Here is a 15626-nt window from a genome sequence, read left to right as displayed (position 1 = left end):
AAAAAAAAATTTTTTTTTTTTTTTTTGGGCTTGGGTCTTTTTTAAAAATAAAAAATTGTTTTTTTTCCCCGCCACCAACAATTAACGATGACATAGCCTTTTATTTTTATCGCCTCACAAAATCTCTTACATATTGAGGGTGGAGCACTCTCCAGAACACAGCGAGCCTGGTTGAAAGACCGGCTACTCACCATCGATACGAGTCGTGGTGTCATCCTGACCGATAATTTTAATCCGCTGGAAGCGTTGCAGGCCCGTAAATCCGAATATTATCGGCAGCTGATTATAGAAACCGTCGGCACCAGTCAATTCGTGCGCTGAAGCGGCTGATATTTATCAAGTATGTGCATTACTGGCTGTTGCCCATTGGGCGGAGGTATAAGTTTTCATTGACAGCGCATGAATTTCCTCGCGCATACGTTCACCAAGTGCACGATAAACCAGTTGATGCTGCTGTACCATGCTTTTGCCTTCAAACTGGTCACTGACAATGACAGCACTAAAATGATGGCCGTCATCTCCTTCCACGCGAATCCATTCACAAGGTAATAAAGTTTTAATAGTGTGTTCAATTGAATCTGCGGTAACCATGTTGTTTCCTTTTATTGCAAAATGTTAGAAATAATAACACGCGTTCATTGTCGAATTTTATAGCCGCTTCGCAGCATCCACAATGCCCATCCGGAGATGGCCATGAGGCACGTCAGAATGATCAGCAAACTGATATAGGGTGAAAAATCAGAAACCCCAAAAAATCCATAACGCAGGCCATCCACCATATAAAAGAACGGATTCAGGTGTGACAAAAGCTGCCAGGTGGGAGGTAGCGAATGAATCGAATAAAATACACCGGAAAGAAAAGTCAGCGGCAGGATAATGAAATTTTGGAATGCTGCCAGTTGATCAAATTTATCTGAAACAATACCGGCGATCAATCCCATCACTCCCAGTATAGCGCTGCCCAACACGGCAAAAATAAACACCCAGCCGGGTAACTGGGGAGTGACCGGAAAATACCAGAGTGCCGACAGGTAGACACCTAGCCCCACCATTAGCCCACGCAGCACGGCAGCACCAGTGTAGGCGAGGAATATTTCCAGATGCGATAGAGGGGTTAGCAGGATAAACACCAGATTGCCAGTTATTTTGGACTGAATCAGGCTGGAAGATGAGTTGGCAAACGCATTTTGCAGAATAGCCATCATCACCAGCCCAGGTACCAGAAAGGCAACATACGTCACACCGGCGTACACTTCGGCCCGTTCAGCCAGCACATGGGAGAAGATCATCAGATAAAGCAGACTAGACAATACTGGCGCCAGCACCGTCTGAAAAGCAACTTTCCAGAAGCGTAGCAACTCCTTATACAGCAGAGTATAAAAACCTGTCATGGCACAGCAGCCCGATCCATTTCTTCCATGGTTCTGACAAAAACATCCTCAAGGTCGGGTTGCTGCAAATGAAGATCAATGATCTGGATGTCCGCCTCGCGCAACAGTGACAGAATAGTTTCAATCTCGGTATATTCCTGAATGCTGATACGGTATAACCCGCCAACTGGATCATGCCTGACTGCCCAGGACTGTAATTTATCAGGCAACGTATTGACGGACAAACGTAGCAGCAACGTATAGTCCCGAGTGGCACGCACCAGGTTATTGATATTATCAAGTACGACAACCTGACCACGCTTGAGCATAGCGACCCGATTGCACAATGCTTCCGCTTCTTCCAGATAGTGTGTAGTCAGCACAACGGTATGGCCTTCCTGATTAAGTTGCTGCACAAACTGCCACAAACTTTGACGCAAATCGACATCGACACCGGCTGTGGGCTCATCGAGAATAATGACAGGGGGTTTGTGTACCAGTGCCTGGGCAATAAGCACCCGCCGCTTCATTCCACCAGATAGTGCCCGCAGATTGGTATGTGCCTTGTTTGCCAGATCGAGTCGAAACAGGACCTCATCGACCCATGCATCGTTATGCTTGATACCAAAATACCCGGACTGCATGATCAGCATTTCACGAACACTGAAAAAAGGATCATAGACCAGCTCTTGGGGAACTACACCTAACCGTTTGCGTGTTTGCTGGTACTGAGACTGAACATCGTATCCCATTACCTTGGCGGTACCGCTGGTTGGCTTGACCAGACCAGCGAGTATACTGATCAGCGTAGTTTTACCGGCACCATTTGAGCCGAGTAATGCAAAAAATTCTCCCTGCTCGATTTGAAGATCTACGGTATCAAGCGCAGCCAGTGCTCCGTAGCACTTGGTCAGTTGCCGGACCTCAATGGCAGGTGTCATTGAATGAGATTATCCGAGGACGAAATAAGTAAATAGCAGATTTTTGACAAAATCAATCCAATTCGAGCGGCAGCAATTCGGTCAGATCATACAGTTTGATGAGGCTCACCAGATTCTGCGGCAGGTTGATCAGCCGAAGTTGCTGACCATTCTTCTGGGCAGTCCGCAGCCACGCCAGCAACATACTGACCGCTGCGGAGTCCAATTCCGTAACTTTCGCCAGGTCAACAACAGATTCCATTTGATTGATAACAGTCATTCCAGCGCGAGTTATCTCAGCTACGTTGGCAAATGTTACAGATCCAATAACACGTAGCCGATTATTTTCAAAAATGATATTTTCCATTCTGATCAGAGTAGGAAAACTACTGCCCAAGTAGCGAGAAGTTTTTTTCTGAAAGGGTTGCAATCAGGCCATCTATTCCTTTATCACGGATCTGACTATTGAAGGAACCCCGATAATTGGTTACTAAACTAACCCCTGCCACGGTTACATCGTAAACTTTCCACCCCGATGTGGTTTTTTCCATGGAATAGTCGATTGGAACCGGCTGCCGTCCGCTCCCCTGAATGACCTTTGCTTTGACTGTCGATCGAGTGGAAGCGGGATCAATGATAGTCTGCTCAATCTCTATGACTGCATCACGGTAATTAGTTAACGAGTTTGAGTAGGTGCGCACCAGCAGAGTACGAAACTCATTCACCAACAGTTTTTTCTGCTCATCCGATGCTTTTGACCAGTTTCTTCCCATGGCCAGTTGCGTCATACGGGGAAAGCTGAAATGAGGCAGAATTTTGTCCTTGATCAGCGCCAGGATTCTATCCTGATCACCAGTCTTGATGCCGTCATCCTTGCGAAGAATTTCCGTTACTTCATCTACCGTGCGCCGAATGATGCCGTCAGGCATATCATCCTGACTCAATACGGGCAAGGCATGCATGATTAATACTAATAGTAGAAGTTTTATAAATAGTTTCATAATTAATTAATTGATTATTAAGAATTACGTCAATCTCCAGCTGCCTTGTTAAATAGAAAACGCCCGATCATTTCTTCCAGCACCACTGCTGAATTGGTTTTCATAAATCGCTCACCATTTTTGAGCATGTCTTCATCGCCACCAGGTAACAGGCCAACATATTGTTCCCCTAATAGCCCCGATGTTAGGATGCTGGCAAAGGTATCTTTAGGAAAACGGTAGCGACTATCCATGCTCAAAGTAACAACCGCATCATAGGTTTCCAGGCTGAACTCGATATGCGTCACTCGACCTACCACCACCCCGGCACTTTTAACTGGTGCACGTATTTTCAGTCCACCAATATTTTCAAAATTACCCAATAGCGTGTAACTGTCTTCACTCTGATAGCTCGTCAGATTACCAACCTTCAGACCCAATATCAATAATGCACCCATACCTGCCATCACGAACACGCCTACCCAAAAATCCATTACTGTCCGTTGCATCAAGCTACTCCTCTGAACATGAATGCCGTCAATACAAAATCAAGCCCCAGAATCGCCAGCGAAGAAGTCACGACAGTCCTGGTCGTCGCCATTGAGACACCTTCTGCGGTTGGTGGAGCGTCAAACCCCTCAAATACGGCTATAGCCGTGATCACCACACCAAAACAGCAGCTCTTGATTACCCCATTGACGATGTCGTAGCGAAAATCCACCGCATTCTGCATCTGTGACCAGAATGATCCTTCATCCACACCGATCACTACGACCGTCACCAGATAGCCGCCAAACACGCCCATGACTGAGAACATGGCAGCCAATAATGGCATAGAAAAAACTCCCGCCCAGAATTTGGGCGCGACTACACGTGCGATGGGATCAACCGCCATCATACCCATTGCCGATAGTTGCTCGGTTGCTTTCATCAGGCCAATTTCTGCGGTCATCGCCGAACCTGCACGACTGGCAAACAACAATCCTGCAACCACGGGACCCAGTTCCCGTACTAATGACAACGCAACCAGCGTACCTACTGCAGATTCCGAGCCAAATTTCTGCAAGGTCTCATAGCCTTGCAAGCCGAGCACCAGCCCAACGAACAATCCCGACACTGTAATGATGACCAGCGACATCACCCCGGCATAATATATTTCACGTGTAATCAGACGGGGACGCGCAAAGCTGGTCCATGATTTGAGCAGAACCAGCAAAATAAAGTGGCTGGCGCCGCCCAGACGCCAGATTCCGTCAATCGTTCGGTGTCCTATTCGCTGAACAATGACAGCAGCCCGCTTGATCAAAATAATTCCCGCAATTTAATTCTCATTTCAGCCGAATTCCAAGATCATCAGCATAAGCTCTTGCCTGGTAATGAAATGGCACCGGGCCATCCACTTCGCCATGAATGAATTGATGGACGAATGGCGTAGCAGATTGGCTTACCTCCTCAGGCGTGCCATGCGCGACAATTTTACCATCGGCCAGGAAATAGACATGATCAACGATCTGCAGAGACTCTTGCACATCGTGCGTTACCAGAATTGAAGTCATGCCAAGCGCATCAGTCAGCCGCCGGATCAGGCCACCGATGACACCTAATGAAATGGGGTCAAGCCCTGTAAATGGCTCGTCAAACATCATCAGCATGGGATCGAGCGCAATCGAGCGCGCCAGCGCCACTCGGCGAGCCATACCACCTGAAAGTTCTGTCGGCATAAGATGGTGTGCACCACGCAAACCAACGGCATGCAGTTTCATCAGCACCAGATCGCGGATCATATCTTCAGGCAAATCGGTATGCTCGCGCATCTGGAAAGCAACGTTATCGAATACCGACAAATCGGTAAATAACGCGCCGAACTGGAACAGCATTCCCATTTTACGACGCAGTCTGAACAGTCCGTTACGGTCAAGTTCATGTACGATCTCACCGGCAACATGAACTGTGCCCGCAGTCGGTCGGGCTTCACCGCCAATCAAACGCAATAAGGTGGTTTTACCTGATCCGCTCCCCCCCATAATGGCAATCACTTGCCCGCGAGGAATCGCAAGATTGACGCCTTTCAAAATGGGTGTGTTCCCATAGGAAAAACTGACATCGTCAAACTTGACCAGCATATTTTCGGCAGCAGAAATCATTAGAATAAAATGTATGGAGCCAAACCGATTACTTGCACGAACAGTGAACGCTATACATGCAATATTCCGTTCTTGTGGCGTAGTATATATGCTTTCAAATCCTGCTTGATTTCAGGTGCCAGCATAAAAAGACCGATAATATTGGGTACGGACATTGCCAGCACCATGGAATCCGTGAACATCATAATATTGGATAGTTCAGCAGAAGCGCCGACAACAATTGCAAGGCAAAACAGTATCTTATAAATTACCTCGATATACTCACGCTCACCAAACAGATAGGTAACACATTTCAGACCGTAATACGACCAGGAAATCATGGTTGAATAAGCAAATAGAAAAACAGTTGCCGCCAGCACATAGGGAAACCCCGTCAACCCAGTAGCAAACGCTCTGGAAGTCAGTGCAACCCCTTCCATGCCGTTACCTTCAATATAAGTATCAGAGATGACAATGACAAGCGAGGTAATCGAGCAAATAACGACTGTATCGATGAACGGCCCCAGCATGCCAACGATTCCCTGACTGACGGGCTCATTCGTTTTGACTGATGAATGGGCAATGGCTGAAGAGCCCAAACCAGCTTCATTAGAAAAAGAAGCGCGCTGCACACCAATCAGCAGCGCACCCAACAAGGCACCCATCCCCGCCTGCGGATATAGCGCCATTTCAATAATAGTCTGCAATGCCGCAGGAACTGCTTCAATGTGCATGCCAATCACTGTGCAGCCCATCAAAATATAGGTAATCGCCATCAATGGAACAATCCGACCAGCAACTGCCGCAATCCACTGAATACCACCCAGTATAACCATGCCAACCAGTATCGCAGTGATTAATCCAAATAACCAGCCATGATTTGCCAGAAACCCAGTGTTACCTCCCGTAATAATCAGTGCCTGATGGTAGGCCTGGTTGACTTGGAAGAGGCCACCTGCGCCCAGTGTACCGCCAATGCAGCAGACAGCGAATGCGGCGGCCATAAAACTACCCAGACGTGGATAACCGTGGCGGTCAAAAGCGCTTCGCAGATAATACATCGGCCCGCCCGATATTTTTTCAGGGTGGCGTTTAGAACCATGCTGACGGTATTTGATACCAAGCGAAACCTCAATCAGCTTGGTTGACATGCTAAATACGCCCATAACCGCCATCCAGAATGCCGCACCCGGCCCACCCACCGAGATAGCAACAGCTACGCCGGCAATGTTGCCCAGTCCTACCGTACCGGAGAGCGAAGTCATCAACGCTTCGAAACGGCTGATTTCCCCATCTGTATTTTTGTTGCCATGGGTATCACACAGCAGGCGGACTGCATGTACAAAATAACGAACATTGGCAAAACCCAGATACAATGTGAAAAAAAGTGCAGCCGCTACTAACCACAGCAATACAAGCTGAATTTCCATGCCCATTACGGACACGCTGAAAAGTACGACTGAGGAAACGATGTAGGACAACGGTCCGAAAGCGGTATCGATGGCCTGGTCAATTCCCATAACAGATTTCTATCATCACAAAAATTAAGTTAGCGGAATCGTAAAATGCATTTTAGCAGATCATGCAAGAACCATCCGGTCTCACCGGCAACGATATGGATGAATCGATGGTTGATCTGCCTGATCGTTGTTCTGCTGTCAACTTCACCGGGTCTGGCAAATACGATCTACCGTACACAGGATGCCGAAGGTAATGTCACCTATTCAGATGCACCAACCCCTACTGCCCGAACACTAAAGCTAGATTCCCGGCCCTCGCGGATTGCCTACCAGGTGGTCAGGGTAATTGATGGCGACACGGTCACTTTGGAAGGTGGCAAACGCGTCAGATTACTGGGAATCAATGCACCTGAAATTGACAGTCGCAACCGTACTGGCGAACCAGGCGGTATTCAGGCGAAGAACTGGCTGCGCGACAAACTGCAGGGACGTCATGTCTACCTGGAATATGATCAACAGCAGCAGGATCATTACCAGCGCAAACTCGCCCATCTTCATTTAGCCAGTGGTGAACATATCAATCTTTCGCTTGTGGCGAATGGTTTAGCCACCGTTGCGATTATCCCTCCCAATATTCGCTATGCCGATGTGATGATCAGGGCGCAACAGCAGGCCGAGAGACGACAAATAGGTATCTGGGCAATGGCGCATTACACACCTCGCCCACTCGCCAGATTGACTGAGAAACCCGCCGGTTGGCAGCGCTATCACGCCAAAATCATTAAGGTGGAACGCAGTAGACGCTACAGTCGGTTGATCGTCAGCAATAATATCGATATCCGTATTGCTAACAATGACCTGGCGCTGTTCCCCCCACTAACGCATTTTCTAAACAAGCGCGTCGAAGTACGCGGATGGGTATCACGCAGCAAAAATCACTTTTCCATTCGGGTGTACCACCCAAGTACGCTGATTCTTAAGTAATTGACTGTGTATCACTTCAGAAATCACTAAAACGCGATCGCTTCCGCCACTGAATGCGGGGAATAAGCAGCCCGAGTAACAGGCCAGAAAACAGCACAATCGCACCAGCATAGAACCAGTCTCGCTGGATATGACTGGTGAGGGTGGCATTTTCCTGTTCAAGTTCCGCGAGTTTTGCTCCCATTACCGTGTTCTGCTGTTGTATTTCCTGGTGCTGGCTTTCCAGGGCAATGGCATTAGCGGCAGTTTGTTTGATATTGGCCAGTTCCTCCTGGAGAAGCTGATTATCTTTTTCCACAGCGACAACCTGTTTGGATAACGTCTCAAATTCCAGTTTGATCAGACTAGCCTGCGCCCCTGGGCCGTCCACTCTTCCCTCCGCGCCAGATAGTTGTAAACTCAGATTTTCCAGCAGCTCCCGCGCTGATTGTTCTTTCATCAGGTGCCTGCTTAACACCCAGCCCTCTGAACCACTTTTTGATTTCACCCTGCTATACCCCTTGGCTTTGTCATGCTCCAGCACCTCCACTCCATCACCACTTTTGAGCATGCGCACGATGGCATGTTGTTGACTCGGTCCTGTGCGCAACAACACTTCAACCTGGTCACTGGCATAACGTTTCTCGGCACGTGCTGTCAATGTCAACGCTAACAGCAGAAAAATCAAGACAAGTTGATACAGGCTCAATTCTTTATTGATTGTCATAGTGATGAAATAAATAACAACTGCAGCATAACTTAACCTTCAAAAAATTTATTTATCCTCAAAGCCTGATAAAAAAAATCTGATTAAAAGCGACATAAAGAATGGAAAGGCGCTCAATGCTGTCACCAGATAGTGCTCAAAGGTGAACTGATCACCTTCATCCATAATGATATAAGTAAAAAAAACACCAACTGGAAATATGATGGTGAGCAATTGCAGAAACAGGAAAAGATTTCTCATGAGGTTTTTAGAAGCAGTTTAGAAGCAAAAAAACTTTACAGCCAAACTAACAACATGATTAACCATGTGTATTGGCAATGTTTCTCAATTTTATTGATTAGGTTTACAATAGAATAACATACAATCTTTTAACATCGAGGGGTACGCATAGATGTCTGAGAAAACCGGAGTGTCGCAATCGCTTATGATCTTGACAAACTATCCAGACGCAGCGAGCGCAAAGGTATTAGCAGAAAGTCTGATTGGTGATCGATTGGTTGCGTGTGTCAATATTTTTCCTGTCTGCCGTTCGCTTTATCGCTGGCAAAGTCAGCTTAGAGAAACAGAAGAAGTTCCCGTCATGATTAAAACTACTACACGGCACTACAGCGCAGTCGAGAAAACTATCAAGGCGCTGCACCCTTACGAACTCCCCGAAATCCTGGCAGTCCAATTCGATAAGGCGTCGCCTGCTTATTCACAATGGGTTATTAATGAAACAAATAACGGATAACCGGTTAATAGATCACATGTATTGGTTAAAAATAATTTTTATTATTTTACTGTGTTTTGCCAACACCTGCACTTTCGCGGAAGAAAAAAAATCCTCAAATTTCTTGTCAGTTCTCGAAAAACTGGGAGCAAGTTTTGGCGAAGCACAACAGGAATTACTGCCACCCGATGATGCCTTCAAGCTGTCATTGGAAGTACGTGATGCCAATACGATAATTGCCCACCTGACACCAGCTAAAAATTATTATCTTTATCGGGATAAGATAACCTTTGAATCCAATAGTAAAGGAATTTGGATTGAAAAGATCGCGCTACCAGCAGGGAAAATCAAGGAAGACCTGACTTTTGGACAAACTGAAGTTTATTATCAACCTCTACAGGTAATTATTTCACTGGGGCGTGATGATGAAGCCAAAACGAATGAATTAGCGCTTGCAGCTACTTATCAAGGCTGCAATGAACCGGTAGGTGTCTGCTACGCCCCCATCAATAAAACCAATAAACTTGTTTTACCCGCCGCCTTGGCTGCAATCGATGCCATCGCCGGAGCAATCAGTCCGGATGCCTTTGCATCAGCCAAAAATGATGCGACTTCACAGCTGTTTCAAACTCCCGCATTCTCGTCATCTGCTCCAATTTTCGAGACAGAAACCTATAAAATTGAGCAGATGTTTGCCAGTGGTAATTACTGGCTGATTTTAAGTGGCTTTTTTGTAATTGGCCTGTTGCTGGCTTTTACACCGTGTGTGTTTCCGATGTTTCCAATTTTGTCCAGCATCATTGCCAGCAAGGGACAGCATCTCTCAAAAATGCGTGGATTTATTCTATCGCTGGCTTACGTATTAGGTATGTCGATTACGTACGCCATCATTGGAGCAATAGCAGGACTGTCTGGCTCAATGTTGTCGGCCGCACTGCAAAACACCTGGGTGCTGGGTACATTCGCTCTCATATTTGTACTGCTGTCTTTTTCCATGTTTGGTTTTTATGAGTTGCAGTTACCGTCGTCACTTCAAAATAAATTAACAGCCGAAACAGGACAGCTAAAGGGAGGGCATCTAACCAGCGTATTTGGCATGGGCGCATTATCCGCTCTGATTGTCGGCCCTTGTGTCGCTGCACCGTTAGCTGGCGCATTGCTTTATATCAGCCAAACGCGCGATCTGATATTGGGAGGGTCTGCCCTGTTTGTCATGGCGCTTGGGATGGGTGTGCCGCTACTGCTGCTGGGCATTTCTGCCGGAGCTCTGTTGCCGCGTTCTGGCGGCTGGATGGAATCCATCAAACAGTTTTTTGGCGTATTATTGCTCGCCGTTGCAATCTGGCTGATTTCACCCGTGATTTCCGAGGTAGTGCATATGCTGCTATGGGCAGCACTACTGATCATTTCTGCAATCTACCTGCATGCTCTCGATCCACTTCCTGCACAGACAAACGGATTTAAAAAATTCCTAAAAGGTGTGGGGGTGATTTCGCTGTTAACTGGCGTGGCTATCCTGATTGGCGTGCTCTCCGGTAGCCGGGATGTATTGCAGCCTCTGTCGAATTTTAATTTTATATCCAGCAACGCTGATGCTCAATATGCAGAAGGGGGGAAAAACAAACAGTTACCATTCAAAAAAATCAAAACTGTTTCAGAACTGAATGAATTCATTGAGCAATCCCGTGGACGTCACGTCATGATCGACTTCTATGCCGATTGGTGCGTCTCCTGCAAGGAAATGGAGCGCTTCACCTTTAGTGATCCCCGAATCCAGGCACGCCTCCAGGATGTTGCACTGGTAAAAATTGACGTGACCGCAGGCGATCAGGATGATTTAGAATTACTCAAACGCTTTAATCTTTTCGGTCCACCTGGGTTGCTGTTTTTTGACCGGATCGGCCAGGAAATCCCCAGAATTCGAGTTATTGGCTATCTGAACCAGGATGATTTTTTGACCGTGCTCAACGCAGTCCTGATCTGATCTTTCTTTTTTATCTTCTGTTGTTCCAATTTTTGTGGTTCAAATATGACCCTACCGAGCAAGTTTTCGTTTTATGTCGTGGTTGCCATTTTGTCACTGGCAGCCGGCTTTGCCTATAAATCCAGGCAGATTAACAATAGTCTGTATATGACCAGTGAACAGAAGCAGGAAGGTGCGGAAGCATTCTTTAATGCCGCGTTAACTGACGTAGCTGGAGTTGTCCAGCCGGGTGAGCAATGGCGGGGGAAAATTATTGTGGCCAATTTTTGGGCGACTTGGTGTGCGCCCTGCCGTGACGAAATTCCGGAACTGATCGATACCTATGCCAGTTACCGCGACCAAGGAATTATAGTAGTCGGTATCGCCGTTGATGACACCCAAAAGGTAGCTGCTTTCAGTGAGGAATTCGGGATCAATTATCCGATAGTGGTCGGGGAGTTCGATGCGTTTACTCTTGCGGAAGCCATGGGTAATCCGCAAGGGGCTTTGCCTTTTACGGCAACTATTGACCGGAGTGGCAACATTATCAACACTCATCTTGGCCGTATCAAAAAGAAACAGATCGAAGAAATTATCCGCGAGCTGCTCTGAACAGGCTGGATTAAATCTGGATTTGCCGGTATCGATGTACCGCTTCCAGCATGCTGTTCAATGCATTCTGGATTTTGTGATGGGGCGCAGCCAGATTCATGCGCATAAAACCGCTGCCTTGTGCGCCAAACAGAATACCCGGACTTAGACCGATCCCTGCCTCAAAAACAAAGAAATGGCGCAGTGCATCATCATTCATATCCAACGCACGACAATCCAGCCACAGCAGATAGGTTCCCTGTGGCAGAATCGGCCTGATTTCCGGGAGATGTTTCGCCAGAAAATTCTGCACCATATCTCGGGTATGCGCCAAATAAACCATTAGAGAATCCAGCCACGAACCACCCTGCTGATAGGCTACTTCAAATGCAACCAGGCTGAATGGATTGGTGACGCTGATATGCAGCCTATCCAGATAGGAAGTTATGGCATCACGATACCTGGCGTTTGGAACAATCAATGCCGACAGATTCAGACCAGGAATATTGAAAGTCTTGCTCGGGGCAACTGCCGTGATGATGGATTGCGGATTGCCTGCCAATGCGGCCAGAACCTGGTGGCTATGGTCAGGGTATACCAGATCTGCGTGTATCTCATCACAAACGACGATTAATCGATGCTGTTCGCAGACCGCCAGCAAATCGAGCAACTCCGGTTTCTGCCAGACACGACCGACAGGATTGTGCGGAGAACAAAACAGCAGCATCTGCGCTGTTTTCGCCTGCATCGACAACAAATCAAGATCCATGCTGTAGAAACGATCCTGTCGTCGTAACGGATTTTCCAGTAATTGCCTGCCTGTTTTCGTAACCGCCGAAAAAAATGGAAAGTAAACTGGTGGCTGCGCGATTACATGTGCACCCGTTTCAGTCAGTGTCAGAATACTCGTAACAAGAGAAGGCACAACACCCGGGCAAAGCACGATCCATTCACGTTCGATTTCCCATCCATGCCGCTGTTTGAGCCAATTAATCAGTGCAGCATAAACACCATCCGGCACTTGGGTATAACCATAAATGGGGTGTGACGCACGCGCGCGCAATGCTTCGGTAACCGCAATCGGCGCGGCAAAATCCATATCGGCCACCCACATCGGTATTACGCCAGCATGACCAAATACCGTCTGACGAGAATCATACTTGGTACTAAAAGTGCCAGATCGGTCAATCTCGCGGTCAAACAACTCCATATCCGTCAAATTTTCTCCCAGATCGTCGCTTCGGACAGAGTATGCTGGAACTTGTGCGAAGTTTCACGAATCACGAACGGAACTTCCAGAGGAATGCTAACTAAGCGAAAATGTTGACCAAGCATGGCTTTGAGCCCATCCAGCGTACTGAAGCTTTCGCCATCACGTTTAAAGCCACCAATCCATGCAGACCGCCTGGTATGCTCTTCCAGCCAGGTGTAAGGTGAGGCAATCAGTAGTAATCCACCCGAATTCAGGCGTTCGTGAACACTCTGCAGGAATCTGGCGGGATCATATAAACGGTCGATCAGATTGACTGCCAGAATCAGATCGAAACCAGCCAGCATTGGCTTAAGGTTACATGCATCTCCCTGAAAAAAAACAACCTTATTCTTGACCGCTTCCAGTCCAAGCCCGATCAATGATCGTTCCCGATAAAATACTAATTCACCTTCATCGACAAGCGTATACCGCAACACTCCTTGTTGAGCAAGCTGCACACCCTGATTGATGAAACGAGCGGAAAAATCGACACCGGTAACATGGTCAAAATGTCTGGCGAGCTCGAAAGTCGCCCGCCCGGAAGCGCATCCCAGATCGAGTGCCGTGCGCGCCGGTCGGTTTCCCATTGCGGCAATGGCCAATTCCGCAAGTGCTTTCGGGAAATTCGGCACATCGAAATAAGTATCACCATAGTGAAACTCGGCGTACTCCGATAAGAGTTTATCCGTCTCATAACGCGATCCAGGCTGAATCGCCGGTGACGTTGAAATCACATAGCGGAACCCGGCATGTTGAAAAAAATGCCGCCGGAAAGCATAGCGTGCCGCTTTAAGTGACTCATTTCCACAGGAAATCCAGGAACCACCCTTGATGAGATTGTGCTGGTCATCAAAAGTTGGCGTAGTGAAGTCATCGTATAACGGATGCACATCGAACCCAGAGAAAGGATGCATCGGTGTTTCCGTCCATTGCCAAACATTGCCAACAATATCGTAAAAATCACCTTGCTGGAATACATCCACCGGACAGCTGGATGCGTAAAAATCGAGATGCAGATTTCCCTTGGCAGGTGCATCATGGGCTATCTCAGCTAAACCGGCAACTTCATACAAACGGTACCATTCATCTTCCGTTGGCAAACGCACCGGCTGACCAGTTGTTTCTGCTTTCCAGTTGCAGAATGCTTTAGCTTCATGATAATTGGTCTCCACTGGCCAGTTTAACGGCATCGGAATTTCTTCGGTCATGAGGCGGACTAGCCATTGATCTCCCTTGCGTACCCAGAAAGTCGGATATGCTGCGCCTGTATGTTTCCGCCACGCAAGCCCCTCTTCTTCCCAAAATTTATCTGCCTGATATCCACCCGCCTCTACAAAAGACAAAAATTCCTGGTTACTAACTAAATAGCGGCTTGCCTGAAAAGCCCCGACCTCAGCTTCATGATGGCCATATTCGTTATCCCAGCCATAAAATGAATCTGCTACCCTGTCCTTGCCAATTACGATATGGCCTGCCGCCACCGCTATCATCTCGTTTTCCGGGGCTTTTCCGCTGGAACGGCACGGCTGCCATGCCGGATGTGGCTTGACATGATCGAGTCCATGCTGACGGATTAGCACCGAGGAAGTTTCCAGGTGAATACGCTCATGCTCCACACTCATCAAGATCGCCCACCACGGGCTTTCCCAGGTAATGGGCAGCGTCAACGGCAAGGTATTGATAACTTCATCTACCCTGCTTCGCATCGTTCGGCGATAAGCCATGACACTTTCTACAGTTGGCCACTCATAATGCGTGGTATCCAGATCATCCCAACTCATTTCATCAACCCCAACCGCAAAGATTGATTCCAAATGTGGATCTATTCGCTCAGTAAATAAGCCAGCCAGTATGAATTTATTGGTAAAAAATGTTGCGGTATGCCCCAGATAAAATATCAGCGGATGACGCAACGTGATCGGCTTGTTAAGATAGGCTCCATCGTCATCGTTACGTAAGATTTCGAACAACTGCTCATAGCGATCCAGCGTAGCATGGAAATAATGGCGAATTTCCTGGCGCTTGGCAGAGATATCCTTACCAGTAAGCAGAGGAGCCCGATGGCAAAACTCAGGTTTTGAAGACATAGGTCACTTTTAATTAATCCTGTTTTTATCGATAAGACGGATTATACCGTCTTCAACCACGCGGGGCATCGTGTGGCAGAAAAAGTATAAACCTGCAACATGTGCATAAAAAATTAAGGCTATGTCATCGTTAGTTAGTGGTTGTTATGTAACCAAATGAATTTAAATAAAAATATCAATTATTGGTTTTTTGGCTAATGGCTTGTTTATAAATGATAAATAGTGTTTATTTGCAGTGACCAACAATTAACGATGACATAGCCAAAATTAAACAATGGCTTTTAGCACAGCAACAAAACTCATTCCTGAAGTCGCTCGTTCATTTGCAAGAATACTGACTGTGTTACATCGCATCGAAGTAACCGCATGAATTAAATTGTGCTATGTTGTATCACTGCCATGAGGTTTTATGGAAAATTTTTTCACAAAAAGGTATGATGCCGCCTTATTCCTTGGAAGAAAGACTGGCGATAAGCAC

The 15626-nt window shown here is 47.1% G+C and carries 18 protein-coding genes; 5 read left to right on the top strand and 13 right to left on the bottom strand.

What is annotated here, in order from left to right:
- Window positions 1-171: 171 nt before the first annotated feature.
- Entirely contained in the window at window positions 172-321 is a 150-nt protein-coding gene (locus tag IPG31_01885; GenBank protein MBK6617148.1) for a hypothetical protein, read from the top strand.
- Between the two features lie 15 nt (window positions 322-336).
- On the opposite strand, the gene IPG31_01880 is transcribed toward IPG31_01885, so the two are convergent.
- Genes IPG31_01880 through IPG31_01840 form a run of 9 tightly spaced genes read right to left on the bottom strand, consistent with a single transcriptional unit; the run spans window position 337 to window position 6913 of the window.
- The gene (locus IPG31_01880) at window positions 337-591 is read right to left on the bottom strand and encodes a BolA/IbaG family iron-sulfur metabolism protein (GenBank protein MBK6617147.1); all 255 of its coding nucleotides are present in this window, start codon (window positions 589-591) and stop codon (window positions 337-339) included.
- Between the two features lie 44 nt (window positions 592-635).
- On the bottom strand, window positions 636-1391 hold the full coding sequence (locus tag IPG31_01875; GenBank protein ID MBK6617146.1) for an ABC transporter permease: 756 nt from the start codon (window positions 1389-1391) through the stop codon (window positions 636-638).
- Entirely contained in the window at window positions 1388-2311 is a 924-nt protein-coding gene (locus IPG31_01870; protein MBK6617145.1) for an ABC transporter ATP-binding protein, read from the bottom strand. The genes IPG31_01875 and IPG31_01870 overlap by 4 nt, the downstream gene beginning before the upstream one ends.
- Before the next feature lie 52 nt (window positions 2312-2363).
- Window positions 2364-2657 (bottom strand): STAS domain-containing protein, encoded by a 294-nt coding sequence (locus IPG31_01865; protein MBK6617144.1) that lies wholly within the window; start codon window positions 2655-2657, stop codon window positions 2364-2366.
- Window positions 2658-2676: 19 nt separating this feature from the next.
- Window positions 2677-3291 carry an ABC transporter substrate-binding protein gene (locus IPG31_01860; GenBank protein ID MBK6617143.1) on the bottom strand — a complete coding sequence of 205 codons (615 nt, stop codon included), beginning with the start codon at window positions 3289-3291 and terminating at the stop codon, window positions 2677-2679.
- A 29-nt stretch (window positions 3292-3320) separates the two neighbouring features.
- A complete protein-coding gene (mlaD, locus tag IPG31_01855; GenBank protein ID MBK6617142.1) occupies window positions 3321-3779 on the bottom strand; it encodes an outer membrane lipid asymmetry maintenance protein MlaD in 459 nt (152 codons plus the stop codon).
- Window positions 3779-4576, bottom strand: coding sequence for a lipid asymmetry maintenance ABC transporter permease subunit MlaE (gene mlaE / locus IPG31_01850; protein ID MBK6617141.1), 798 nt, complete (start codon window positions 4574-4576; stop codon window positions 3779-3781). Before mlaE ends, mlaD begins: the two co-directional genes overlap by 1 nt.
- Before the next feature lie 22 nt (window positions 4577-4598).
- Window positions 4599-5414, bottom strand: coding sequence for an ABC transporter ATP-binding protein (locus IPG31_01845; protein MBK6617140.1), 816 nt, complete (start codon window positions 5412-5414; stop codon window positions 4599-4601).
- A gap of 50 nt (window positions 5415-5464) precedes the next feature.
- Complete coding sequence (locus tag IPG31_01840) at window positions 5465-6913, bottom strand: alanine:cation symporter family protein (protein MBK6617139.1); 1449 nt, start codon at window positions 6911-6913, stop codon at window positions 5465-5467.
- 45 nt (window positions 6914-6958) lie between these two features.
- On the opposite strand from IPG31_01840, the gene IPG31_01835 reads away from it, so the two are divergent.
- A complete protein-coding gene (locus IPG31_01835) occupies window positions 6959-7837 on the top strand; it encodes a thermonuclease family protein (GenBank protein ID MBK6617138.1) in 879 nt (292 codons plus the stop codon).
- A 16-nt stretch (window positions 7838-7853) separates the two neighbouring features.
- On the opposite strand, the gene IPG31_01830 is transcribed toward IPG31_01835, so the two are convergent.
- Both IPG31_01830 and IPG31_01825 read right to left on the bottom strand, forming a co-directional pair.
- Window positions 7854-8543: a TIGR04211 family SH3 domain-containing protein gene (locus tag IPG31_01830; GenBank protein ID MBK6617137.1), complete on the bottom strand. Its 690-nt coding sequence runs from the start codon at window positions 8541-8543 to the stop codon at window positions 7854-7856.
- A gap of 48 nt (window positions 8544-8591) precedes the next feature.
- On the bottom strand, window positions 8592-8783 hold the full coding sequence (locus IPG31_01825; GenBank protein MBK6617136.1) for a hypothetical protein: 192 nt from the start codon (window positions 8781-8783) through the stop codon (window positions 8592-8594).
- Window positions 8784-8934: 151 nt separating this feature from the next.
- Here IPG31_01825 and IPG31_01820 point away from each other — a divergent pair, with 151 nt between their 5' ends.
- From IPG31_01820 to IPG31_01810, 3 genes are read left to right on the top strand one after another with little or no spacing between them, the layout of a single operon-like run.
- Window positions 8935-9276, top strand: a complete 342-nt coding sequence (locus IPG31_01820; GenBank protein ID MBK6617135.1) for a divalent-cation tolerance protein CutA — start codon at window positions 8935-8937, stop codon at window positions 9274-9276.
- A gap of 16 nt (window positions 9277-9292) precedes the next feature.
- On the top strand, window positions 9293-11239 hold the full coding sequence (gene dsbD / locus IPG31_01815) for a protein-disulfide reductase DsbD (GenBank protein ID MBK6617134.1): 1947 nt from the start codon (window positions 9293-9295) through the stop codon (window positions 11237-11239).
- A gap of 45 nt (window positions 11240-11284) precedes the next feature.
- Window positions 11285-11830 (top strand): TlpA family protein disulfide reductase, encoded by a 546-nt coding sequence (locus IPG31_01810; protein MBK6617133.1) that lies wholly within the window; start codon window positions 11285-11287, stop codon window positions 11828-11830.
- A gap of 10 nt (window positions 11831-11840) precedes the next feature.
- Here the strand turns inward: IPG31_01810 and IPG31_01805 are convergent, their stop codons facing one another.
- The gene (locus IPG31_01805; GenBank protein ID MBK6617132.1) at window positions 11841-13019 is read right to left on the bottom strand and encodes a putative C-S lyase; all 1179 of its coding nucleotides are present in this window, start codon (window positions 13017-13019) and stop codon (window positions 11841-11843) included.
- Window positions 13020-13024: 5 nt separating this feature from the next.
- Window positions 13025-15148 carry a 5-histidylcysteine sulfoxide synthase gene (gene ovoA, locus IPG31_01800; GenBank protein ID MBK6617131.1) on the bottom strand — a complete coding sequence of 708 codons (2124 nt, stop codon included), beginning with the start codon at window positions 15146-15148 and terminating at the stop codon, window positions 13025-13027.
- Window positions 15149-15626: the final 478 nt, after the last annotated feature.

Source organism: Nitrosomonas sp. (assembly GCA_016703745.1).
GTDB lineage: Bacteria > Pseudomonadota > Gammaproteobacteria > Burkholderiales > Nitrosomonadaceae > Nitrosomonas.
Note: the sequence above shows the minus strand (reverse complement) of the source record. Positions and strands in the feature narration are given on the sequence as shown.

Bases quoted from the DNA above. Each gene is read 5' to 3' on its own strand.
- IPG31_01880 (MBK6617147.1), bottom strand. From the start codon at position 591: ATGGTTACCGCAGATTCAATTGAACACACTATTAAAACTTTATTACCT.
- IPG31_01875 (MBK6617146.1), bottom strand. From the start codon at position 1,391: ATGACAGGTTTTTATACTCTGCTGTATAAGGAGTTGCTACGCTTCTGG.
- IPG31_01870 (MBK6617145.1), bottom strand. From the start codon at position 2,311: ATGACACCTGCCATTGAGGTCCGGCAACTGACCAAGTGCTACGGAGCA.
- IPG31_01865 (MBK6617144.1), bottom strand. From the start codon at position 2,657: ATGGAAAATATCATTTTTGAAAATAATCGGCTACGTGTTATTGGATCT.
- IPG31_01860 (MBK6617143.1), bottom strand. From the start codon at position 3,291: ATGAAACTATTTATAAAACTTCTACTATTAGTATTAATCATGCATGCC.
- mlaD (MBK6617142.1), bottom strand. From the start codon at position 3,779: ATGCAACGGACAGTAATGGATTTTTGGGTAGGCGTGTTCGTGATGGCA.
- IPG31_01845 (MBK6617140.1), bottom strand. From the start codon at position 5,414: ATGATTTCTGCTGCCGAAAATATGCTGGTCAAGTTTGACGATGTCAGT.
- IPG31_01840 (MBK6617139.1), bottom strand. From the start codon at position 6,913: ATGGGAATTGACCAGGCCATCGATACCGCTTTCGGACCGTTGTCCTAC.
- IPG31_01835 (MBK6617138.1), top strand. From the start codon at position 6,959: ATGCATTTTAGCAGATCATGCAAGAACCATCCGGTCTCACCGGCAACG.
- IPG31_01830 (MBK6617137.1), bottom strand. From the start codon at position 8,543: ATGACAATCAATAAAGAATTGAGCCTGTATCAACTTGTCTTGATTTTT.
- IPG31_01825 (MBK6617136.1), bottom strand. From the start codon at position 8,783: ATGAGAAATCTTTTCCTGTTTCTGCAATTGCTCACCATCATATTTCCA.
- IPG31_01820 (MBK6617135.1), top strand. From the start codon at position 8,935: ATGTCTGAGAAAACCGGAGTGTCGCAATCGCTTATGATCTTGACAAAC.
- dsbD (MBK6617134.1), top strand. From the start codon at position 9,293: ATGTATTGGTTAAAAATAATTTTTATTATTTTACTGTGTTTTGCCAAC.
- IPG31_01810 (MBK6617133.1), top strand. From the start codon at position 11,285: ATGACCCTACCGAGCAAGTTTTCGTTTTATGTCGTGGTTGCCATTTTG.
- IPG31_01805 (MBK6617132.1), bottom strand. From the start codon at position 13,019: ATGGAGTTGTTTGACCGCGAGATTGACCGATCTGGCACTTTTAGTACC.
- ovoA (MBK6617131.1), bottom strand. From the start codon at position 15,148: ATGTCTTCAAAACCTGAGTTTTGCCATCGGGCTCCTCTGCTTACTGGT.